At 67.3% G+C, this 22668-nt stretch carries 15 protein-coding genes; 4 read left to right on the top strand and 11 right to left on the bottom strand.

From position 1 onward, the window contains the following. Nucleotides 1–331 precede the first annotated feature (331 nt). Nucleotides 332–2080, bottom strand: a complete 1749-nt coding sequence (locus DVU99_RS12135) for a glucan ABC transporter ATP-binding protein/ permease (RefSeq protein ID WP_114240477.1) — start codon at nt 2078–2080, stop codon at nt 332–334. 150 nt (nt 2081–2230) lie between these two features. On the opposite strand from DVU99_RS12135, the gene ltaE reads away from it, so the two are divergent. Beyond that, the gene (gene ltaE / locus DVU99_RS12130) at nt 2231–3250 is read left to right on the top strand and encodes a low-specificity L-threonine aldolase (RefSeq protein WP_114240551.1); all 1020 of its coding nucleotides are present in this window, start codon (nt 2231–2233) and stop codon (nt 3248–3250) included. 124 nt (nt 3251–3374) lie between these two features. Here ltaE and DVU99_RS12125 read toward each other — a convergent pair whose 3' ends face one another. The 3 genes from DVU99_RS12125 to DVU99_RS12115 form a co-directional block, all read right to left on the bottom strand. Further along, on the bottom strand, nt 3375–4628 hold the full coding sequence (locus tag DVU99_RS12125; RefSeq protein ID WP_114240476.1) for a polyhydroxyalkanoate depolymerase: 1254 nt from the start codon (nt 4626–4628) through the stop codon (nt 3375–3377). Nucleotides 4629–4725: 97 nt separating this feature from the next. Further along, complete coding sequence (locus DVU99_RS12120) at nt 4726–5469, bottom strand: methyltransferase domain-containing protein (RefSeq protein WP_114240475.1); 744 nt, start codon at nt 5467–5469, stop codon at nt 4726–4728. A gap of 42 nt (nt 5470–5511) precedes the next feature. After that, the gene (locus tag DVU99_RS12115; protein ID WP_343126326.1) at nt 5512–6012 is read right to left on the bottom strand and encodes an RDD family protein; all 501 of its coding nucleotides are present in this window, start codon (nt 6010–6012) and stop codon (nt 5512–5514) included. Nucleotides 6013–6077: 65 nt separating this feature from the next. Between DVU99_RS12115 and xerD the strand changes: the two genes are divergently transcribed. Both xerD and DVU99_RS12105 read left to right on the top strand, forming a co-directional pair. Next, nucleotides 6078–6989, top strand: a complete 912-nt coding sequence (gene xerD, locus DVU99_RS12110; protein ID WP_114240474.1) for a site-specific tyrosine recombinase XerD — start codon at nt 6078–6080, stop codon at nt 6987–6989. 96 nt (nt 6990–7085) lie between these two features. After that, entirely contained in the window at nt 7086–7832 is a 747-nt protein-coding gene (locus DVU99_RS12105; protein WP_198670298.1) for a DsbC family protein, read from the top strand. 66 nt (nt 7833–7898) lie between these two features. Here the strand turns inward: DVU99_RS12105 and DVU99_RS12100 are convergent, their stop codons facing one another. The 6 genes from DVU99_RS12100 to pgmB form a co-directional block, all read right to left on the bottom strand. Next, nucleotides 7899–9305, bottom strand: a complete 1407-nt coding sequence (locus DVU99_RS12100) for a sigma-54 dependent transcriptional regulator (protein WP_114240473.1) — start codon at nt 9303–9305, stop codon at nt 7899–7901. A gap of 74 nt (nt 9306–9379) precedes the next feature. Next, on the bottom strand, nt 9380–10444 hold the full coding sequence (locus tag DVU99_RS12095) for an alpha/beta hydrolase (protein ID WP_114240472.1): 1065 nt from the start codon (nt 10442–10444) through the stop codon (nt 9380–9382). Further along, nucleotides 10441–12159, bottom strand: a complete 1719-nt coding sequence (locus DVU99_RS12090) for a trehalase family glycosidase (RefSeq protein ID WP_232823582.1) — start codon at nt 12157–12159, stop codon at nt 10441–10443. The genes DVU99_RS12095 and DVU99_RS12090 overlap by 4 nt, the downstream gene beginning before the upstream one ends. Nucleotides 12160–12204: 45 nt before the next feature. Further along, nucleotides 12205–13470, bottom strand: coding sequence for a sugar MFS transporter (locus DVU99_RS12085; RefSeq protein WP_232823581.1), 1266 nt, complete (start codon nt 13468–13470; stop codon nt 12205–12207). A gap of 231 nt (nt 13471–13701) precedes the next feature. Beyond that, nucleotides 13702–16224, bottom strand: a complete 2523-nt coding sequence (locus tag DVU99_RS12080) for a TonB-dependent receptor (protein WP_114240469.1) — start codon at nt 16222–16224, stop codon at nt 13702–13704. A gap of 62 nt (nt 16225–16286) precedes the next feature. After that, nucleotides 16287–19361 (bottom strand): beta-phosphoglucomutase, encoded by a 3075-nt coding sequence (gene pgmB, locus DVU99_RS12075; protein WP_343126325.1) that lies wholly within the window; start codon nt 19359–19361, stop codon nt 16287–16289. A gap of 406 nt (nt 19362–19767) precedes the next feature. Here pgmB and DVU99_RS12070 point away from each other — a divergent pair, with 406 nt between their 5' ends. Next, nucleotides 19768–20727, top strand: coding sequence for a LacI family DNA-binding transcriptional regulator (locus DVU99_RS12070; RefSeq protein WP_114240467.1), 960 nt, complete (start codon nt 19768–19770; stop codon nt 20725–20727). 45 nt (nt 20728–20772) lie between these two features. Here the strand turns inward: DVU99_RS12070 and DVU99_RS12065 are convergent, their stop codons facing one another. Next, the gene (locus DVU99_RS12065) at nt 20773–22419 is read right to left on the bottom strand and encodes a PAS domain-containing sensor histidine kinase (protein ID WP_198670293.1); all 1647 of its coding nucleotides are present in this window, start codon (nt 22417–22419) and stop codon (nt 20773–20775) included. Nucleotides 22420–22668 lie beyond the last annotated feature (249 nt).

Genomic DNA, 22668 nt, shown 5'->3' with positions numbered 1-22668 from the left:
CCTCGTGGGATGCCAAGCCACTTTTCCGTGCTGGGCCAAAGATCCCAGGGGGACTGGCTTCAAGAGCAGGCAGCAATACGATGGATATGAGCCTGTTGAACGGTGCCAGCCGGCTCGGCTGGGTACTATCCCGAGGACTGTGGCTACACCGCAGCGCGGCGTGGCGCTGAACACTTGAGGCCTGGGAGCGGCGTGCTCTTCACTCCCTCGCCCCTCCGGGGAGAGGGTTGGGGTGAGGGGCGGGTGCTCGCGGTGGCGTTACCCGTGCCGTCAGGCGATGAGTGGGGCGGGCATCATCAAGCCGCCGCGTACCAACGCAGCCATCGCTTCATCACGCCGTCGGGGCCTGCGCATCGGCCACGAACTTTCCTTCCTCGGCCAGGCGCGCGAACAGGCCGCCGCGGGCGAGCAGTTCGTGGAAGCGGCCCTGTTCCACCAGTCGCCCCTGGTCCAGCACCAGGATGAGGTCGGCATCGCGCACGGTGGAAAGACGGTGCGCGATGACGAAGGTGGTGCGGTCGATGGTCAGCCGGTCCAGCGCGCGCTGGATGCGTGCCTCGGTGGCGTTGTCCAGTGCGCTGGTGGCTTCGTCCAGGATGAGTATCGGAGCATCCTTGAGCATGGCGCGGGCAATCGCGAGGCGCTGGCGCTCACCGCCGGAGAGGGAGCGGCCGCGTTCGGCCACCATGGTCTCCAGGCCTTCGGGTTTGCGCGCGATGAAGGTGGCCGCCTCGGCCGCGGCTACCGCAGACGCGATGGCGGCATCGTCGGCCGCCGGGTTGCCCACGCGCAGGTTGTCCAGGATCGAGCGGTAGAACATGCCCGCGTCCTGGAACACCACGCCGATGTTCTGCCGCAGTGATTCCAGCGTCACGTCACGCACGTCGTGGCCATCGATGGTCACGCGGCCCGCACTCGGGTCGTAGGCGCGATAGAGCAGGCTGAGGGCGGTGCTCTTGCCGGCACCGGTCGGGCCGACCAGCGCGATGGTGCTGCCGGGTGCGGCGCGAAAGCTCAGGTCGTGCAGCGCGGGCTGCACCGGGTCGTAGCCGAAGCTCACATGGTCGAACACCACCTCGCCGCGCACGCGCGGCAGGACCATCGCGCCGGGTTTATCCGCGATCTCCGAGGTGCGGTCCAGCACCGTGAAGAAATCACGTAGCGACTGCGACTGGAAGAACAGGTTGGAGAGGAAGGTGGCGAATTGTTCCAGTCGCCCGATCAGCAGCATCGAGAAGCCCACGAAACTGACGATGCCGCCGACACTGATTTCGCCGCGTGCGTGCAGCGCAGCGCCCACCGCAAAGATCGCCACGATGGTCAGCGTGCTGGCCGCGCGGTTGAGCACGGACAGGATCGCCCAGCCGCGCAGCACGGGATACTGTGCATTGAGCGTGCGCGACATCAGCTCGCGCAGCGCGCGTGACTCGGCCGCCAGTCGCGTGAAGCTCTGCACCACGGTGACATTGCCGAACACGTCGCCGGCGCGGGTGGCGATCTCGTGGTGCAGTTCCTCCACTTCGCCCTGGGCCTTGTGCGTGCGTTGCACGGCGATCGCGTTGAATACCGAGAAGCACACCAGCAAGGCGATCATCAGCAGCGCCAGCTTCCAGTTCAGCCACAGCGCCACCGGCACCATCACGATGATCGACAGCAACGTGGCCAGGTGCTCGCGGAAGAAGCTCAGCCACAGGTTGAACAGGTTGCTCACGCCCACGTTCATGATGCGCGACAGGCGTCCCGTGTGGTACTCGCCGTGGAACGACAGCGGCATGGACGCGGCATGTTCGAAGAACAGTGCGATGGCCGCCAGGCGCCGGCGATGCGCAAGGCGATCGGCATGCAGCGATACCCACACGTTGGCCAGCACGCCGGCAAAGCCCACGCCGGCCCATAGGGCGATCAGGCGTGGCGCCGCGCCACCGTTGCCGGCCAGTGCGTCCACCACCTTGCCGAACAGCACCGGTTCCAGGAAAAACACGCCGGCCAGCGCGAGATTGGCCAGCGCCAGCGTGATGGCCAGCTTCCGCTCGGGGGCGAGCAGCCCGATGACGCGCAGGTACAGACGCAGGAACGACATGCCGTGGCCCTCATGGCGCGCGGCCGTCTCGACGGCCAGCCCTGCGACAGAGGCTAGCCGATGCCCATGTCGTCGTGCAGTGCATGGAGGCTTGCCCCGGCGGCGCCCAGCGATCAAGCTGGGTCTTTGTTCTTCCAGCGAGCGAACACCGTGGAACCCATCGACCTGCGCAGCGATACCGTCACCCGTCCCACCCCGGCCATGCGCGCCGCCATGCTGGATGCCCCGGTAGGCGACGATGTCTACGGCGAGGATCCCACGGTCAATGCCCTGCAGCGCCGCGTGGCCGATGACCTGGGTTTCGAGGCCGCGCTGTTCGTGCCCACCGGCACGCAGTCGAACCTGCTCGCGCTGATGTCGCATTGCGAGCGTGGCGACGAATACCTGGTCGGTGCCGACGCCCATACCTACAAGTTCGAGGGCGGCGGCGCGGCAGTGCTCGGCTCCATCCAGCCCCAGCCCATCCCGCAAGAGGCCGACGGCAGCCTGCCACTGGACAAGGTGGCGGCGGCGATCAAGCCGGTGGATCCGCATTTCGCCCGCACGCGCCTGCTGGCGCTGGAAAACACATGGCACGGGCGCGTGCTGCCGCTGGACTATCTCAAGGCGGCGCGCGACTTCGCCAGCGAGCGTGGGCTGGGCCTGCACCTGGACGGCGCCCGTCTCTACAACGCAGCAGTGGCCAGCGGTGTGCCGGCGCGCGAGATCGCCCGGCATTTCGACAGCGTGTCGGTGTGCCTGTCCAAGGGCCTGGGTGCGCCGGTAGGTTCGGTGTTGGTGGGCTCGGCCGCGCTGGTCGACAAGGCGCGCCGCTGGCGCAAGGTGGCCGGTGGCGGCTGGCGCCAGGCCGGCATGCTTGCGGCGGCGGGACAGTACGCGCTGGATCACCACGTGGCGCGCCTGGCCGACGACCATTCCCGTGCGGCGACGCTGGCGATGGGGCTTTCCGGCATTTCCGGCGTGAAGCTGTTGGGCCACTACACCAACATGGTGTTCATCGACGTGCCAGCCGATCGGCTGCGTGATCTGGACGTCCATTTGCGCGCGGCAGGCGTGCGCATCAGCATCGGTTATCTGCCCACGCTGCGGTTGGTGACGCACCTGGACGTGAACGACGATGGCGTCGCGCGCGTGATCGAGGCGTTCAAGGGATTCTTTGCCAGGCGCTAACGGCCTCTTGCCTGGCAACGGCCATGGGAGGCGCTGCAGCCGCGCCCCCTGTACGCGACGGCCGTTCGCCCCGGTCCATGGCGCACAGGGTGCACTCCTGCATGGGCACGCTGCTGCGTGCCGGTTAGGCCTTCTGCGTGTCGAACTTGCGGATGAAGTCGCGCACCTGCGGGTACACCGTCTGCCGCCAGCGGCGGCCGCTGAAGATGCCGTAGTGGCCCGCGCCCTCGACCACGCGATGGGCGCGATGGTCGGCTGGGATGCCGCTGCACAGGTCATGGGCGGCTTCGGTCTGGCCCAGGCCGGCGATGTCGTCCAGTTCGCCCTCGACGGTGAACAGCGCGGTGTCGGTGATGGCCTCGGGCTTCACCCGTTCGCCCGCCACGTCCCACAGGCCGCGCGGCAGCAGGAATTGCTGGAACACGGTGGAGATGGTGTCCAGGTAGTACTCGGCCGGCATGTCCAGCACGGCGTTGTATTCGTCGTAGAACTTGCGGTGCGCCTCGGCGTCGTCCTGGTCGCCGCGCAGCAGGTTTTCGTAGAAGTCCCAGTGCGAGTTCACGTGGCGGCCCGGGTTCATAGCGATGAAGCCCGCGTGTTGCAGGAAGCCGGGATACACCTCGCGGCCGCTGCCGGGATAGTTCGGCGGCACGGTGTGGATCACGTTGCCCTTGAACCAGCTCAGCGGGCGCGTGGTCGCCAGGTTGTTGACGCCGGTGGGGTTGCTGCGCGGTTCGATCGGGCCACCCATCATGGTCATGCTGAGCGGGGTGCGCTCGCCGCGCGCGGCCATCAGCGACACGGCGGCCAGTACCGGCACGGTGGGCTGGCACACCGAGATCACGTGCAGGCGTTCGGCGCCGATGTGCCGGATAAATTCCTGGATGTAGGCGACGTAGTCGTCCAGATGGAACGGGCCTTCGCTGGCCGGCACCATGCGCGCGTCGACCCAGTCGGTGATGTACACCTTGTGGTCGTGCAGCAACGTGCGCACCGTGTCGCGCAGCAGGGTCGCGTGATGGCCCGACAGCGGCGCCACCACCAGCACCACCGGATCGTTCTTGAGCTTCTCGATGATCACCGGATCGTCGCTGAAGCGCTTGAACCGCTTGAGCTGGCAGAACGGCTTGTCCAGCACCACCCGCTCGATCACGGCGATTTCCTCGCCATGGGCGGTGACCTGGGGCAGGTTGAAGGCGGGCTTCTCGTATTCCTTGCCCAGTCGGTGCAGCAGCTCATAGCCGGCCGCCAGCCGCGGCGCCCCCGGCAGGTGAGACAGCGGGCTGGTGAGGTCGCTGAACATCTTCGCGCTGGCTTCGGCGTAGTGGCTCAACGGGCCGAGGATGGCGCGTTGCCACTCATGGATCTGGTAAAGCATGCGGTGCAACCGGAGGCGTCAGAAGGTCGCATCTTACCCGGTTTGGCGCAGGCGTGCTGCAATGCCGCATGGATCTCAGGCCTGTTGAATCAGTTGCTTACAGGCGCCGGCAAAGCAGGATGATTTCATCCACACCCTCAGTGGGGCCCAGTCCGGCATACCAGTGCAACGGCTTTTGCAGGCGCAGTCCCAGCGGCATCACCACGCGGTTGTACCACCACAGCGCGCGGTCGCGCTGGTTGGTGAGATACCACTGGCCCAGGCTCAGCAGGGTGCGCGACGAGGGCTGCATGCCGTAGACGGCGCTGCGTTCGATGGTCCAGCCGTTGGCGGCCAGCCGGGCGGCGATCTGCTCGGGTGGATAGCGGCGATAGTGCCCAACGAAGTCGTCGAACGCGGTCCAGGCCTCGGGGTGCAATGGCACCGACAGCAGCAGTCGCGCCTCGGGTGCGGCGACGCGCGACAGCTCGCGCAGGGCCCGGTCGTCGTCCGCCACGTGCTCCACGATGTCCAGCGCGCAGATCAGGTCGAAGCTGTCGTCGGGACAGGGCAGGGCGCTGATCGTGCCGTAGGCGGCGCTTGCGCCGGCCGCGCGAAGGCCAGCGAGTGCGGCGCGGCTCATGTCGATGAAGTACGTGCCGTCCAGGGGGAGGCGAGGACGCAGCCCTGGGGCAATTTCCAACCGGCGCGGCAACGCCATGGCCAGGTCGCGCACCATCGGCCACGTGTTGAATCGGCGGGGATCGACCAGTTCCGAACCAGACCATAGCGACTCGTAGAAATCGCGGTTGATCCGCTTCAGTTCGGCGGCCGTCCTTTCCGGAAGGGCGAGCGTCGGCATGGGCGGAGTGTGGCCCGGGCGAGGCTTATGCGAATGTGAAGTTCAGCCCAGCTTACGAATTTCAGTGCGCGCGATCACATCCTGGACAGCTCGGCGCAAGGGATCGATGGCTGCCAGGCCGAACCATGCCGTCCAAGCGGCCACCACGGCCCACGCGGCCGCGCGCGGGCCGATCCACGGGGTAAGTCCGAGCAGCAACAGGGGCAGGGCCGCCACGGCCAGCCGAAGCAGGGCCTGCGACAGGCGCAGCGGGCCACCATCGCGCGCGGTGAGGCGGATTCGCCAGGGGCGCATGCCCAGCGTCTGGCCGCCACGCATCCACGACACCACGAAGTAGGCCGACACCACCAGCGCCTGCAGTGGCTGGTACCACCAGGCGATGTGGGCGTGGGCATCGGTGGTGATCAGATGGCCGCCGGTCATGCGTTGGCATGCGTAGCCCACCACCATCACGATGGCCAGTACCGCCAGCAGGTCGTACAGCAGGGCAAGCAGGCGGCGCCACAGGGGACAGTTCACGTTGGCGGAATCGGTGTTCGTCACGTCGCAGGCCATCAATCGGTGGAAGCGCTTGCACACGACGTGGCCGGGCGGCGAGCATCGCGTCCATGCAGGAACAGACTTCAAGTATCACCGAAGCGGACCGCCGCAGCATCGACGCCTTCGTCGAGCGGGTGTGGTCCGAGGATGGACTCGCCGACCGCACCTTGCAGGCCTATCGCCAGGACCTGGAGGCGCTGGCGCGCTGGCTGGCGGGGCAGGGGCTGAGCCTGCGCACCGCCCAGCGCCAGCACCTGTCCGCCTATCACGGCAGCCAGCCGGTGGCGGTTCGCTCGCTGGCCCGGCGCCAGTCGGCGTTCCGGCGCTACTACGCCTTCCTGGCGCGCAGCGAGCCGGGCTTCGACGATCCCACCTTGCTGATCGAGCGTCCCAAGACGCCGCGCAGCCTGCCCAAGGCGCTGGCCGAGCGTGAGATCGAGGGCCTGCTGGACGCCCCTGACCTGACCACCACGCTGGGTCTGCGTGATCGCGCCATGCTGGAGCTGATGTATGCCTCGGGCCTGCGCGTGTCCGAGCTGGTGGAGTTGCCGCTGGCCTCGCTCAACCTGCGCCAGGGCGTGGTGCGTGTCACCGGCAAGGGTGGCAAGGACCGACTGGTGCCGATTGGCGAAGTGGCCACCGAACGTGTCGAGGCGTATCTCGCCACGGCCCGCCCGGTGCTGGCCAAGGGGCGCCAGCCCGTGGCGCTGTTCCTCAGCAACCGCGGCGAAGGCATGACGCGGCAGATGTTCTGGACCCTGGTGAAGCGCTACGCGCTCGGCGTGGGCATCGTGGCCAAGCGCATTTCACCGCACGTGCTGCGCCACTCGTTTGCCACCCACCTGCTCAACCATGGCGCCGACCTGCGGGCCCTGCAGATGTTGCTGGGCCACAGTGCACTCAGTACGACGCAGATTTATACGCTGGTGGCGAAAGAGGGCCTCAAGCGCCTGCACGCCCAGCACCATCCGCGCGGCTGAACATGCTGGCGGAACCCTTAGACGCGCCTGTGCGAGAATGCACGCCTGTCCCCACGTTTCCAGCCTCGGAAACGGATGCCGAAGAGGTTTCAGATGTTGAAGAAATGGTTGCTGGCGCTGTGCATCGGCGGACTCTCGCTCAACGCCTGCGCCGCCCCCGACAGCGCCACGCCGGGTCCCGAAGCGGTGGTGCGCAAGGCGGTGCTTTCACTGGCGCCTGACGCGAGCATCGACTCGGTGAAGCCGGCGCCGTTCCCGGGCTTTTACCAGGTCATCACCGGCGGCCAGCTGGTGTATGTGAGCACGGACGGCAAGTACCTGCTCAATGGCGACCTGATCGACGTGGGCGCCAAGAAGAACGTCAGCGACGATGGCTGGGCGGCGTTCCGCAAGGCCGAACTGGCCAAGCTGCCGGAGACCGATCGCATCGTGTTCTCGCCGGCCAAGCCGCGCTATCGCGTCACCGTGTTCACCGACGTCAACTGTGCCTATTGCCGCGCGCTGCATGAGCACATCGCCGACTTCAACAAGGCCGGCATCGCGGTCGAGTACGTGGCGTGGCCGCGTGACGGCGTTACCGACGAGTCCGGTCGCACCACCGACACCTACAAGGAAATGGTGTCGGTATGGTGCGCGAGCGATCGCAAGGCCGCCTTCACGGCAGCCAAGCTGGGGCATGCGCCGAAGTCGGCCAGCTGCACCAACCCGGTGAAGGACGAGTTCGAGCTGGGCGTGCGCCTTGGCATCACCGGCACGCCGACCATCATCGCCGAAGACGGCACCATGCTCGGCGGTTACGTCACGCCGGACCAGATGCTGCACCTGCTCAGCAAGGGCAGCTGACGAACGGGGCCGTGGCGGCCTGCCTGCACCAACAAAAAGGCCGGACTCGCGTCCGGCCTTTTCGCATCAGTCGATGCCCAGCTTCTTGAGCTTGTAGCGCAAGGCGCGGAAGGTGATGCCAAGCTTCTTGGCTGCCGCGGTCTTGTTGTAGCGCGACTCTTCCAGCGCCTTGATGATGGCCGTGCGCTCGAGGTTGCTGATGTAGTCGTCGAGGCCGCCATTGGCGCTGGGCGACGCGGCGATCGGTGCCGGGACGGCTGCGGGGATGCCGGCGGCCGCGGCCATGACAGCCACCGGCTCCTGCGCGCGGGGCGCGCGCTGGGGCAGCATCAGGTCGCTCACGTCGATCTGCTCGCCGTCGCACATGGCCATCGCGCGTTCGAGGATGTTCTCCAGTTCGCGCACGTTGCCGGGGAAGTCGTAGGCCTCCAGTGCCTGCAGCGCGGCCGGGAGCAGCTTGCCCGTGGCGCCGCCGCTCTTGGTGGCGAGCTGGCGGAGCACGAAGTTGGCCAGCAGCGACACATCGCCGCGACGCTCGCGCAGCGGCGGCACGCGCAGCTCGATCACGTTGATGCGGTAGAACAGGTCCTGGCGGAACTGGCCCTGTTCGACCAGGCCGGCAAGGTTCTTGTGCGTGGCGGAGAGGATGCGCACGTCCACCGGCACTTCCTCGCGGGCGCCGATCGGGCGCACGGCCTTTTCCTGGATCGCGCGCAGCAGCTTCACTTGCATGTGCAGCGGCAGTTCGGCCACCTCGTCGAGGAACAGCGTGCCGCCATGGGCGGCCTGGAACAGGCCTTCCTTGTCGCCCACGGCGCCAGTGAAGCTACCCTTGCGATGGCCGAAGAATTCGCTCTCCATCAGCTCGGACGGAATGGCGCCGCAGTTCACTGGCACAAACGGGCCGCTCGCACGTGGGCCCTGCTCGTGGATCAGGCGCGCGACCAGCTCCTTGCCCACGCCCGATTCGCCGGCGATGTAGACCGGCGCCTGGTTGCGCGCGAGCTTGCCGATGGTGGAACGCACCTGCTGCATGGCCGGCGATTCGCCGATCAGGCGCTCGTTGCCGTCGGGCTTGGCGGCGGCGTGGCCGCTGCGCTTTTCCTCGGCCAGGCGCAGCGCCGTGCGCACCAGGCGGCGCAGCATCTGGATATCGACCGGCTTGGAGACGAAATCGAAGGCGCCTGCCTTGAGGGCGTTCACCGCGGCATCGACGTTGCCGTACGCGGTGATCATCGCCACTGGCGTATCCGGATGTTCGGCAGCAATCAGCTCGACCACTTCATGGCCAGTGCCGTCGGGCAGGCGCATGTCGGTGAAGCAGAGATCGTAATGCCGTTCGGCGAGGGCGCGTCGTGCTTCCGTCACCGTGCCCACCGCATCGACCAACAAGTCCATGCGCCCAAGCGTAATGGTGAGGAGTTCGCGGATGTCGCGTTCGTCGTCGATGACCAGGACGGTCTGTTGGCTCATGTCGTCTCAGGGGGATCTAGGCCTGTGTAGGATAACCGCCCCTCTTGCGGTGGGCAAAGTCTGGCCCGATGCCTTCAGGGCTGGCCGAGATGCCTATCGAAGAATTTCACGATGACGGCATAGGCCGACTGCGATTCGGGTAGTTCGGGGTCCGAAAAGAACGAATGCCACATGCCTTCCCATACGTGCAGCTCGGTATCGACGCCGGCCTGGCTCAGCAGGGTCTGGCTGCGGACCACGGCGCTCATGGCCATGTCCCGCGTGCCGGTGATCAGCAGGGTGGGGGGAAAGTGGGCCAGCAGGGCCGGTGACAGGCCGGGGAACACTTGCGGATCGGTCGGGCTCACGCCCTTGAAGTAGGGCAGGTCCTGCAGGCGCAGGGGTTGCGTGGGCAGCGGGCTGCCGTTGAGCAGGGCGGCCGTGTAGGCCGAGTCGCCCTCCATGTCGACCAGCGAGCCGCAGAACGTGCCGATCGCGCCGGGGACCGGCAGCTTGTGCTGGACCAGCCGCGCCACGACCTCGCCTGTCAGCACGCCCCCGGCAGAGCAGCCGTAGATGCCGATGTGCCCGGGGGCGTAGTGCCTGAGCAGTTCACGGTAAACGGCCTCCCCGTCCTCGCTGGCCGCGGGGAACACGTGTTCCGGGCCCTGCCGGTAGTCCACGCTGACCACCTTGATGCGGCCCAGGCTGGCGATCGGGATGGATTCCACCAGGCCGCCACTGTGGGCTCCCCACAGGAAGGCGCCGCCGTGCAGGTTGATCAGCACCCGGTCGCGGTTCCGCGACGCGATGCCCTGGGCGGGCTCGACCACGTCCACGCCCACCCCGGCCAGGGTGTCGTGGTGGGTGTGCACCGGGTAGCGTCGGGCCATGCGTCCGGCACGGTTGTTGTTGAGGCGGTCGTAGAAGGCGCGGCTCTGCTCGATGGGCGCGGTGATCGGGGGTGCCTTGCTGCCGGCGGCCAGCATTCGGGGAAAGAATGCCTGCGCCTCGGGCGAGGCGCCGCTGGCGAACGGCACGACGCCGGCCGCCGTATGGATGCCGCCATCGGCGTCGACGCGGGGCAGGGCCTCCTGTGCGCGGGCGATCGGCACCAGCGAGGCCAGCAGCAGGCTGGCGAGCAGCGTGGACCGGATCATGGCGTGTGCTCCGTGGCCCCGGCCCCCGGGCTTGGCGCGGTGCTGCCCTGCACCAGGGCCTGCAGCTTCAGATACACGCCGTTGGTCCAGCCAAAGCCGACCACGTTTTCGCTGTAGCCGGCGCTGACTTTGACCTCGGCATTGCCCAGCACCATGTTGTATTTCTCGCGAATGGTGCCGTCGTCGGCCAGCCCCTGGTCCACCGTGGCCATGAACTTGCGCGCGATGCGGTGGGCGTCGTCGTGCAAGCCATAGGCGTCGAGCCCCGCCACGGCCAGCCAGTTCGTCGGTGCCCAGCCAAAGGGTTCGCCCCACTGCACCCCCGCGGCGCGGTTGTCCATGCTCAGGCCGCCCTTGCGCTCGAACACCGGCAGCGCCTTGCGCAGGGCCGTGGCCTGTTCTGGCGAAGCCGAGCCCGCCCATAGCGGGTAGTACGTGGTGACATAGGGATAGGGCGAAGGCCTGGCGGCCACGAAGTCGTAGTCGCGATACATGCCGTCCCGCGCCTGCCACAGGTACTTGTCCATCGCCGCCTTGCGCGCATCGGCCGCCTTGGCCCAGCGCTCGGCTTCACCGGGCTTGCCCAACTGCAGGGCGAAGTCGTGCAGGTCACGTTCGTAGCGATACAGCAGGCTGTTGAGGCTGACGTCCGCGTAGTGATGGGTGGAGCCACCGAATGGACCGAAGTGCGCGTTGGTGTCGAAGCCCGATTCGCGCATGGCGCGATCGCCGTGGTAGTAGTCGGCGGTGAGGCGATAGCCGTCGAGCCACGCACCCTCGCACACCTTCGAAGCGCGCACGTCGCAGCTGCTTTGCTGCAATCGCGCGGCCTCGGCATCGTCAGGGTGCTGCGAGGCCTTGAGCAGGTAGCCGGGGTCCTCCGCCGGATGCGCGCGCAGCCAGCGAATCACGCCGACGTAGTACGCGCTGTCCTTGGCTTCCAGCACCGGGCCACTGCCCAGGTCGTAGTAGCGTGCCAGCCCGGTATCGCCCGCGCGGTGCTCGGGGCGCAGCCAGATTTCGTAGTTGCGCACGGCCAGCGGATACGCCCCGGCCAGCCACTGCCGGCGCGCCTCGGCCGAGCCGAAGGCTGCGGGGTCGTCCAGCACCGCGGTCATCATCGCCGTGAGAAAGGGGGGCTGTGAGCGGCTCAGGTAATAGGTGCGGTTGGCGTTGAGTACGCCGCCGTAGTGCGCTACCTCGTACAGGGCATTGTCGACCATGTCCCTGGCCAGCGCGGTGCGCTGGTCGGCGACCAGGCCGAGCACGATGAAGTAGCTGTCCCAGCCATACATCTCGTTGAAGAACCCGCCGGGCACCACGTAGGGATGTGGCAGGTAAAGCAAACCCTGCTGCGGCAGCGTGGTGGCGTCGATGTCGCCAAGCTGGCCGATGGTGCGCGGCAATGGCCGCACCTCTACGCCGCAGCGCCTGCCCACGGCGGCCACCGAGGGCGGCACCGGCTGGTCGGCGGGCAGGTAGAGCACCGGATGGCCGGTGACCTTGGTGTCGGTGAGCGCAGCGCAATCGTCCTGGGACCGTGTAAGCGTGCTCCAGGCGTGGTCGATGTAGCTGCGCGTCTTGGTGGCGTCGGGCGTGGCGGCCGCGGCGGTGCCGGCGATGCTGCCGGCCAGCAGCAGGGCGCCGAGCCGCATGAGGCAAGGGCGGGGCGCGGGACGCGTCATCGCGCCGGAGGGTCGCGGGGTTTGAGTCATGTCAGCTCCCTTGGTCTGCCAGTGATGCAGGTGCCCTGCTCGTGTTTACTCCGCGGGCAGGCCGGCTGCGACCGGTTCGGCCAAGCCGGCCCGGTCGGTCTCGCGCTTGAAGAAGAACAGCGTCACCAGTACCAGGCACATCGGAACCAGCGAGAAGTAGAACGCATGGATGCCGCCGAAGCTGGAGAACACCAGTGCGGTGATGCGTGAACCGAGCGTGCCGCCGAGCGCGGAGAAGATCACGATCAGGCCGGGCATCGCCGCGTGCGAGGGTTTGGGCAGCGAGCTCAGCGCCACCGAGTTGATCACCGGATAGATCGGCGCCATCAGCAGGCCGATCAGCGGAATCAGGTACGCCGCCACCGGTGCATTGAGCCAGCCCACGTGCTCGGGCACCACGGCCTGGCGCGCCAGCGGCAGCACCAGCAGGATCAGCGCGCCCATGCCCACCACGCAAAGGTTGAGCAGCGCATGCCAGGGCATGCGGCGCAGCAGCTGGCCGGCGACGATGCGCCCCAGTGCGGTGGCGCCGGCAAGGATGCTCGCCATCTGGATGCTCATGGCGTTGGGAAGCTTGAGGATCTCGTTGTTGAAAGTGGGCAGCCAGGTGCTGAAGCTCTGTTCGATCAGCACGTAGAGGAAGGCCGACAGCAGGAACACGTACACCAGCGTGCGCATCAGCAGGCCATACATCTGGCGCATGGCGCCGGCCAGCGACAGCTGCCCGCCGCCATGTGCGGCCGATTCGTCCAGGCGGCTGGTAGCGAGCAGGGCGATCACGCCAAAACACATGGCCGCGAGCAGCCAGTACACGTTGAACCAGGACGGATCGGCCGGTGCGTCGTGATTGATGAAGGCGCTGAACAGCCAGCCGCTGAGCAGCACGCCCAGCATGAACAGCCCCTCGATGGTGTTGGTGAGGCGGCCATGCTCGGCCTTGTCACGCGTAAGCAGGCCGATCGATGAATAGACCGATACCTTGGCGAGCGCAAACGACACGCCGACGCAAGCGAACAGCAGCTCGGTGGTGTGGAAACTGGGGTAGAGCGGCATCAGCACGCAGGCCGAACCCACGATGCCCAGGGCCAGCATCATCGCGCGACGATAGCCCAGTCGTGGCAGGAAGGAGGCCACCAGGAACGAAGTGATGGCGATCGGCAGGTCCTTGAACAGTTCCAGCAGGCTGGCCTGCGGCTTGTCGACGCCGAACGTGTGGATGGATTGCAGGATCACCGTGCCCACGCTGTTGAGCAGGATGGCGAAGACCATGTAGATCATCGCCAGCGCCACGACCATGCGGCAGCGGTTCATGCGCGCCTCGCGGCGGCGGGCAACAGGCGAGCGGCATGCAAGGCCGAGGCACTCCAGCGTGCGGGCGACAGCGCCCTTTGATGAGTCGACATGCACATGCTCCTTCTTCCAGGGGCGGCCAGGGAAACCGCCCCGTCGCCACCCATGCAAGGGCATTGAACCGCCCTTTCAACCGAAAAAGGTTCCGGGCCGCCGCGCTACCAGCGGCCCGGAACAGTCGAGGGAAGGGTCTCAGAAGTTGTACTTCACCTGAAGATTGACTTCGCGGCCTTCGATGGAGCGGGCCAGGATCACGCCGCCTTCGCTGGCAAAGCCGAACAGGCGCGAGTTGCCTTCGGTGATGCCGATCTCGTTGGTCATGTTGGTGCCCTGCAGGTTCACCTGCCAGTTCTGGCCGATGTTGGCCGTCGCACCGAAGGCCAGCGTGTGGTACTGGCCCAGCGGCTGCTGCTCGATCAGGTCGCCGTAGCGGTTGCCGATGTACTCGTAGGTCACCCACAGCTTCATGCTGCCGAAGGCGGTGGGGAAGTCGTACGCCGGGGTCAGGCGGCCCTGGAACTTGGGCTGGCGCTGCAGCTGCATGCCGTCGAGGCTGGCGCACTGCTCGCTGCCGTCCTGCGCGGTATACGGCGTACAGGCGGCGCTGTGCGTGTAATGGCCGTCCATATAGTCGCCACTGAGCGCGATCGAGAAGTGCTCGAACGGCTTGACCACCGTGGTGAAGTTGATGCCCTTGGTGGCCGAGCCGTAGTCGAACGAGAACTGCTGGCCATTGCCCATGGTGATGGTGTACGGCACGTTGTAGAACAGCTTGCGGTACGCGTTGACGTCGAGGTAGACCCAGTCGGCCTGGTACTTGAAGCCGACTTCCATGTTGTGGATCTTGTTGACCGGCTGGGTGGGCAGGCCACGCAGGTCGTCGAAGCCGGGGAAGTGCACGCCGTCATTGACGCGGGCGTACACGCTCATGTTGTGCTGGATCTCGTAGTTGGCGCCGATGGTCCACGAGGGCGCGGTCTTGGCGTAATTGATGTACGAGTTGCCGCCGACCAGGTACTGCGAGTTGTTGTTGTAGAGCGTGGCCGGATTGTCGTCGAGGTCGCCGGTGGCGGTGTTCTGGATGCGGCCGTTGGCCTCCTGCCGCTCCACGCGCACGCCGGCATCGAACAGCCACTGGTCGAGCTTCCAGGTGTCGGTGAGGAAGAACGCCGTGTTGAAGCCGTTCCATGCCTCGCGGATGGCGGTGGATGGACCGCTGACAAAACCCTGCGAGCTCGACAGCACGTCGCCGTTGCTGAGCGTCACCGCGATCGGGCTGGGGTTGTTCTTGGCCTGCAGCAACATGTTGTTGCCCAGGTACCAGGTGTCGTGGTCGTTGTAGACCGCGGTGTAGTTGCCGAACGTCAGCGTGTTGCCGTCGAAGATCTCCTTGTTCAGGTGGAACTCGTTGCTGGCGCCCTGGATACGCTTGTGCACGTACCACAGGCCCTGCGTGGTGACGTTCTGGTTCATGTCCGCCGCCTGGCCGTTGCTGGTGTAAGTGGCGTTGGCGGTGGTGTCGGCGGGCAGGCCGTTGGAGGCGATGGCGTCGGCGATGTAGCTGCTCAACGACTGCGGGTTGGCGCCGGTGCTGAAGAAGGCGATCGTGTTCATCTGACCGCCGGTGAAATTGAACTTGTCGGAGATGCTCCAGCCATCACCGAAGTCCAGGTCCAGGTTGCCGCCGGTGGAGAAGATGTCGGCGCCACGACCCTTGGCGAGGTTCACGTCCTGGCCACCGGGCGTGCAGCCGGCCGTGTAGCACGGCGTGGTCTGGATGAAGCTGTACTGGTTGGCCTTGCTGCCGAAGGTGCCCGTCAGCGGATCAAACCCCGGGTAGGCGTCGAACTGTCCGCGACTGGGGTTGAGGATTGGCGTGTCGGTGACGAACTGGTTGTGGTCCTTCAGGTCGCGCGCATAGAGCACCAGCGAGCCATTGTCGAAGTTGCGCGTGAGCGTGGCGGTGAGCTGGCCACCCTTGTCCGCGCTGAACTCCGGATCGCGCACGCCGTCGGACTTGCGCCAGAAGCCGCCGATGCTGCCGTACCAGTTGTCGGCGATCTTGAAGCCGAGGAAGCCGTCCAGGCGCACCATGCCTTCGGAACCATAGGTCACGCCGACGTCGCCGCTGGGCTTGTCGGTGCCTTCGCGTAGGATGAAGTTGGCGGTGAGGCCTGGCTGGCCGTTGCCGTACAGCACCGCCGGACCGCCCAGCACCAGTTCGGCGTGGTCGATGGTGTCGTCGAGGCGGAACATCGACGAGTTTTCCATGAATGACAGCGTCGGCATCGGATAGATCGGCGAGCCGTTGAGCTGGAAGGTGACGAAGGGCGCGTCGCCGCCGCCCGGGAAGCCGGCCACTTCGATGTTGGCGCCGGTCTGGCCGCCGGAAGATTCAGGGAACACGCCCGGCGCCATCTTCAGCAGGTCGGCCGAACTCTTGGCGTTGAACTCGCGGATCTGGTCCAGCGTGGCCGTGGTGATCGAGTACGAGGTGTCGATCTTCTTCAGGCCGCCGTTCGCCGCGTTGCCGGTGACCACCACCTGGTCGAGGTTGGTGGCGTTCTTGCTGTTGGCGGATGGTGCCTGGCCCTGCGCGGCGGGTGGCGGCGTGGCCTGGGCGGGAGCCGCGTCCTGCGCGTGCAGCGAACCGGCCACGAGCAGGGCGGCGATGCTGGCGGACAGCAGTCGACGTGTCATGCGTTGCGTGTTCATGTGTGTTTCCTCCCCATCAAAGATAAAAGTCGTTGTTGTGTTTCTTGGGGTACTGCACCCGCTCAGGCCTGGCCCGAGCGGTGGTCGGCCACGGGTTCCGCCGAGTTCTCCTGCCCGGTCGGTCGCCAGTCCAGATAGCGGTGAATGTCGAAGGCCTCGATGGCCGGCAGCACGTCGTTGGCGCGCGACAGCACGGACGCCTCACCGATGCCCACGGCGCGCATGCCGGCCGCGCGGATGCTCTCGACGCCTGCCGCGGCGTCTTCCACGCCCAGGCAGGCCGAGGGCGGTACGTCCAGGCCTGCGGCCGCGGCCAGGAAGATCTCCGGGTCGGGCTTGGAGTGGGTGATGCCGGCGGCGTCCACCACGTGATCGAACAGGCCGGCGATGCCCAGGCGCTGCAGCAGCAGCGGCGCATTGCGGCTGGCCGAGGCCAGTCCCACACGCAGGCCCGCATCGCGCGCCGACTGCACGGCGGTACGTGCTCCGGGCAGCAGCTGGTCAGGTCCGAAGCGTTCGATCTGCTCGACGTAGTACTGGTTCTTGTGCGCCTCCAGCGCCGCCTTTTCCTCTTCCGTATAGCTGCGCGGCGCGCGTTCGAGCAGGATCTCCAGCGAGCCGCGGCGGTCTACGCCCTTCATGCGCTCGGCGATGACTTCATCGAATGGCGCGCCGATCTCCCCGGCCAGTCGCTGCCACGCGGCGCGGTGCACCACGGCGGTGTCGGCAATCACGCCGTCGAGATCGAAGATCACCGCGCGCAGCGCGGTGTTGCCCGTCGGCGTGATGGGGGGCGGCCGCAGCCGGCTTTCACCATGACGCAGGTGAATCGGTTGGCCCGCATGCTGGAAATCCAGCACGTCGCCACGGGTCAGCGTATACCGCACGCCCTGCGTGCCCACTTCCACGCGCAGGTGGGTGCCGCGCCAGGCCACGCCGAAGCGGTACTGGCGCCAGGCCGCGGGCAGGGTGGGGGCGAGGGTCAGCCGTCCATCGTGGACGCGCAGGCCGCCATAGCCCCAGCTCAGCGCCAGCCAACTGCCGGCCATGGCCGCCATGTGCACGCCGTGCGCGGCGTTGCCGTGCAGGTCGTCCAGGTCCACGCGCAAGGTGTCCTGGAAATAGCGCCATGCCTTGTCGGCGTGTCCCACTTCGGCGGCGATCACGCTGAAGGTGGAGGCGGACAAGGTGGAGTCATGCACGGTGACGCCTTCGTAGTAGTCGAAGTTGCGTCGCTTGGCGGCGGTGTCCACGTCGGCGCCGGCGAGCATGAGCGCCAGCAGCGTATCGGCCTGCTTGCAGACCTGGTGGCGGTAGATGGTGAGCGGATGCAGCTCCAGCAGCAGCGGCCGCTTGCCTTCGCCGCTCTTGCGCGGCGGCAGGCGCGGCTTGTCCAGGAAGGTGTCGTCCTGCGGGAAGATCCCGAGCTGCGCGTCCTCGCCCAGGTACATCAGGTCGGCGGCACGCTGCCACTGCATGATCTCGAACGATTCCAGCCCGATGCGCTGCGCCAGGCTGGCGTAGGCGTCCGGCGCCTGTTCGGCCATCCAGCGAGCGACCTGCGCGGCGTCGCGCAGGTGCTGGCGCGCCATGCGGTTGGTGTAATGGTTATTGTCGACCAGGGCGGTGTATTCGTCCGGGCCGGTCACGTCGTGGATGCAGAACGCGCCGTTGCGCCGCGCATTGAAGTGGCCGATGTCGAGCCAGGTGCGCGCGGTCTCGAACAGCATCTCGGCGCCGTGGTCGCGCAGGAACGCATCGTCGCCGCTCACGTCCACGTAGTGGCGGATCGCCCATGCCACGGCGGCATTGATGTGGTATTGCGCCGAGCCGCTGGGGAAGTACGCCGAGCACTCGTCGCCGCTGATGGTGCGCCAGGCATACAGCGCGCCGCGCGCGTGGTTGAGCTCGCGCGCATGGATGCGTGCGCGCTCCAGCGTGCGGTAGCGGTACATCAGCATGCTGCGCGCCAGTTCCGGCGCCATGGTCACCAGCGCCGGCAGCATGAAGGCCTCGGCGTCCCAGAAATAATGGCCTTCGTAGCCTTCGCCGGTGAGGCCCTTGGCCGCCGTGCTGCCGCGGCCGTCGCGGCTGGACGATTGGAAGATGTGGAACAGGTTGAAGCGCAGTCCCTGCTCGGTGCGCGCATCGCCCTCGATGGCCAGCTCGGCGTTTTGCCAGAACTGTTGCAGCGCCTGGGCCTGGCGCGCGCGCAGGGTGTCATGGCCCTGGCGCTCGGCCTGGTCGAGGCTGAGCAGGGCGCGGTCGAGCAGCTCGGCATCGCTGGTGGCGTCGGTGGCGTCCGCGCTTGTGTAGGCAACGTACTTTTCCAGCAGCACGCTGGTGCCCGGGGCGAGCTGGCCGTCGTACACCTGCATGACGCCGTGCGGCGCGCGGTTGGCGAGGCGGAACTGCAGGGAGCCATCGCTGCTCGCATGCTGCTGGGCGCAGGCGACGCGAATGCCGCTGTGGGTGGTCTGCTGCAGCACATAGGCATGGTCGTCGGCGCTGCCGGCGTCGTAGGTGGCCAGCCCGCCATCGAGGCGCGTGCCGATGCGCGGGTCGTCGCCCTGGCCGGTGGCGCTGCGCGCGGTGCTGATCGAGGACTCCAGCGTGATCGGGCCGGTGTAGTCGATCGAGCTGACCTTGTAGCGGATGGCCAGCAGCGCGGGGTCGTCCAGGCTGACCACGCGCTCGGCCTCGATCAGCAGGGTGGCGCCTTCGGGCGCGCGCCAGCGCAGGCGGCGACGATAGCTGCCGTTGCGCAGGTCGAGCGCGCGCTCGAACTCCAGCCACTGGCCCTCGCGCAGGCATACCGGGGTGTCGCCCAGGCGCAGGTGGATGCGGGTGCCATCGGCCACCGGGATGCGCGTGTCCGTATGTGCGGCGAAGCCCGGGAAGCGCTCGTGGTATTCGATCGGGGTGCGTTCCCAGGCGCCCGCGAGGAAACAGGTCTGGCTGGGGCTGTCGTCTTCCTCCAGGCCGCCGCGCACGCCCAGCGTGCCGTTGGAAAGGGCGAACAGGCTTTCGTCCTGGGCAAAGCTCCCGGGATCGGCATCGTGGTGGGTCAGCAGCCAGGGATCGCAGGGCGTGCGGCTGGCAGGCGGCATCTCCGACGCCGTTTCGTGATGATCCAACGTGCTCTCCCGGGCAGATTTTCAGGCGTTGCGTGCGTCAGCGAGAACTTGCCGATCGCCGCAGCTTGTTGTGTCCGGGCGGACTGTGGCAGCAAATGATATCGATATCAAGATATCGATATCATTTGCTGTATTGCAGCATTTAGGCGTGCGATATCGATATCATTGGCAAGGCCGAAGGTTCTTGAAAACACGGCCGAAGACCTGGGCAGGCGCCGGTGCGCCGGGCATTTCGTGATGCTGTGCGGCGTTGGACGCATGGCCGCCAAACCGGGACACTGTGCTCCGTTGCCACGGTCGGCCATTGCGCAGTGAACCTGCGCAATCCATCACAAGACATTGGGGTCGGGTCTTGAGTCGTAACCACAAGAAGCAGCCGGGGGCGACCGCTTCCGCCAGTCTCACCATGGCGGACCTCGCGGGCGTCGCAGGCGTATCGAAAATCACCGTCTCCCGGGCGCTCAGCGACAGTCCGCTGGTCAACCAGGAAACGCGTGAGCGCATCCAGGAGCTGGCCCACAAGCTGGGCTACAAGCTCAATGTCAGCGCGCGCAACCTGCGCCTGCGCCGCAGCTATACGGTGGCGGTGATCGTGGAGATGAAGCCCTCCAGCGACCGCACCATGCTCGACCCCTATCCGCTGGTGCTGCTTGGCGGCATCTCGCAGGAGCTCACCGCACACGGTTACAGCGTGCTGCTGACCACCCGCCAGGGCGCCACCGCGGCGGCGGTGCAGGCGGCCGACGGCCTGATCCTGCTGGGCCAGGGCGTGCGCCAGGACGCGGTGCGGCGTTTCGACAAGCTGGGCCTGCCCATGGTGGTGTGGGGGGCGCCAGGCGAGGATGACGAGCACGTCGTGGTGGGTAGCGACAACTACCAGGGCGGCCATGTGGTGGCTGACCACTTCATCCGGCTGGGGCGCCGCAATCCGGTGTTCGTGGGCAACCCCAACCATCCGGAGATCTTCGAACGGCTCAACGGCTTCGTCGACGCGCTGGCGGCGCACGGCGTGAAGCCGCTGCTGATCCGTCGCGACGAATTCACCATCGCCTCGGGCATGGACGCGGTGCATTCGCTGATGGACCGCGAGGTCGCCTTCGACGCGGTGTTCGCGTGCAGCGACCTGCTGGCGATGGGCGCCATCCGTGCGCTCCAGGAGCTTGGGCGCGCGGTGCCGGGCGATGTATCGGTGGTCGGCTACGACGACATGCCGCTGGCGGCCAGCTTCCTGCCGCCGTTGAGCTCGGTGCGGCAGGACTGGCAGGAGGGCGGCACGCAGCTGGCGCGCAAGGCGCTGGCCCTGATCAACGACGAAGCCGCCACCTCGGAGATGCTGCCGGTGGAACTGGTCGTGCGCGGCACCTGACGGCAGTGGAAGGGGCGCCCGGCCGGCGCGCCCTCGTGCGGGACCTCAGCCGGTGGCCGCGGCGTCGCCGGTGGCCTTGCCGGCCCGTGCCGGGGTCAGTACCAGGCGGAAGCAGCTGCCACCGCCGGCTACGCGCACGTATTCCAGCGAGGCCTGGTTGGCCTCGCTCATCTGGCGCGCCAGGTACAGGCCCAGCCCGGTGCCGTACTCGTGGGTGGTGTAGAACGGCTCGAAGATCTGCGCGGCGACCTTGGGCGCAATGCCGGGCCCGCGGTCGATCACCTCGAGGATGGGCACGCCATGCTCGCCGTGTCGCGCCACCACCATCACGCGCGCCGGTTCGCCCGGCATGCGCCCGTAGCGCAGCGCGTTCTGCACCAGGTTCCACACCACCTGCTGCAGCTGCTGCGGGTCGGCCACTGCCGCGACCGGCGTGCTGGCCTGGATCACCCGCAGGGAGTCCTCGCCCAGGTCGTTGCCCTGGCGGTATTCCTCCACGAACTGGTTGGCCCAGCCACCCAGGTCCAGCGTCTCCGGGCGCGAACGCTCGCGGCGCGACAGCTGCAGGATGTTCTCGATGATCTCGTTGAGGCGTACGCAGTGGTTGTTGATGATCTCGACCATGCGCTGGTCGGTGGGCGGCAGGTCCTCCGACTCGGCCAGCAGCTGCGCCGAGTAGCGTATAGCCGCCAGCGGATTGCGGATCTCGTGGGCGATCGAGGCGGACAGTCGGCCCAGCGAGCTGAGGGTGAGCTCCTCGGCGCGGCGCGACACCAGCGAGGTGTCGTCCAGGAAGATCAGCACGTGGGAATCGTCGTTGGGCGCCAGGCGGCTGAAGCGCGGCACCACTTCAGGCACGCCGTCGGCCAGCTGGGTGGCCGATTCGTCCAGCTTGCCCGAGGTCATCCAGTGGTACAGGCGGCGTGACAGCTCCGGCGCCAGCCGGCCCAGGTCGCGCTGGTCGGCGGCCGGGTTGCCCAGCAGCATCCAGGCCGACTCGTTCATCTGGTGGATGCGGTTGGCGTCGTCCACCAGCATCACGCCAGTCTTCATGCGGCGGATGATCAACTCGTTGACCTGGGCCAGGTTGGCCAGGTCGACCCCACGCTGTTCGGCCAGCGCCTCGCTGGCGCGGATCTGCCGGCTCAGCACGTAGCACAGCACGGTGATGGAGAAGTAGGCCAGGCCGAACAGGCTCGATTCGAGCAGCTCGCGGTCCATGCCGACGTCGCCGTGCTGGATCTCGAACACCGAGTGGCCGATCACCCCCAGCGTGGCCAGGGCCGCGAAGAAGCACGACAGCCTCAGCGGCAGGATCAGCGCGCCCGCGGCCAGGTTCACCGCCAGCATCATGGCGATGCCGATGCGCGCATCGTGCATGGTGGTGATCGCCAGCACCGCGGCGATGATGTCCACCACCAGGGACCCGGACACGATCCAGCGCATCCACGGGGTGGAGCGCCGGGTCAGCGACAGCAGGCCCAGCGCAAACAGCAGGAACACCACGGCCATGCCGCGGGCCAGCCCCACATCGGTGAGCTTGGGCCAGCCCAGCGCGTTGGGGCTGAGCGCCAGCCCCACGTACACCAGGGCCTGGGCCAGGCGGAAGCAGTTGAGGAAAAGCAGTTCATGGCGCGCCGCCTCGGGGGCGGGGCGGGCGCTGGAATACGCAGGCTGCACAGTGCTGGACACCTGGCTGGGTACTCTTGGGTATGGCCGACCGGACGGTCCGGCCCAGTATAGACGTGCTCTTCACGGGCGGAAGTGGGGGGCTGCCAAACGGCCTAGCCGGGCACCCCGGACACCCCGCCCCTTTCCATCAGGGGCCGCTGCTGCGAAAATACCGGGCCGTATTGCGCGGTTTTCGTCATGTCGACAGGCCTGACGGCGGCGCACTGCATCCGGCAGCGCTTGTACCGCCGTCGTTCCCCTGACCGTATG

The sequence above is a fragment of the Dyella sp. C9 genome, from assembly GCF_003332825.1.
Taxonomy (GTDB): domain Bacteria; phylum Pseudomonadota; class Gammaproteobacteria; order Xanthomonadales; family Rhodanobacteraceae; genus Dyella.
The sequence above is the reverse complement of the archived record's forward strand: the minus strand, read 5'-3'. Positions and strand labels throughout refer to the sequence as shown.

What these genes read in the sequence shown, in the direction of transcription:
- DVU99_RS12135 (WP_114240477.1), bottom strand. Translation starts at nt 2,080, where the DNA reads ATGTCGTTCCTGCGTCTGTACCTGCGCGTCATCGGGCTGCTCGCCCCC.
- DVU99_RS12125 (WP_114240476.1), bottom strand. Translation starts at nt 4,628, where the DNA reads ATGCTTTACCAGATCCATGAGTGGCAACGCGCCATCCTCGGCCCGTTG.
- DVU99_RS12120 (WP_114240475.1), bottom strand. Translation starts at nt 5,469, where the DNA reads ATGCCGACGCTCGCCCTTCCGGAAAGGACGGCCGCCGAACTGAAGCGG.
- xerD (WP_114240474.1), top strand. Translation starts at nt 6,078, where the DNA reads ATGCAGGAACAGACTTCAAGTATCACCGAAGCGGACCGCCGCAGCATC.
- DVU99_RS12100 (WP_114240473.1), bottom strand. Translation starts at nt 9,305, where the DNA reads ATGAGCCAACAGACCGTCCTGGTCATCGACGACGAACGCGACATCCGC.
- DVU99_RS12095 (WP_114240472.1), bottom strand. Translation starts at nt 10,444, where the DNA reads ATGATCCGGTCCACGCTGCTCGCCAGCCTGCTGCTGGCCTCGCTGGTG.
- DVU99_RS12090 (WP_232823582.1), bottom strand. Translation starts at nt 12,159, where the DNA reads ATGACTCAAACCCCGCGACCCTCCGGCGCGATGACGCGTCCCGCGCCC.
- DVU99_RS12085 (WP_232823581.1), bottom strand. Translation starts at nt 13,470, where the DNA reads ATGAACCGCTGCCGCATGGTCGTGGCGCTGGCGATGATCTACATGGTC.
- DVU99_RS12080 (WP_114240469.1), bottom strand. Translation starts at nt 16,224, where the DNA reads ATGAACACGCAACGCATGACACGTCGACTGCTGTCCGCCAGCATCGCC.
- DVU99_RS12070 (WP_114240467.1), top strand. Translation starts at nt 19,768, where the DNA reads ATGGCGGACCTCGCGGGCGTCGCAGGCGTATCGAAAATCACCGTCTCC.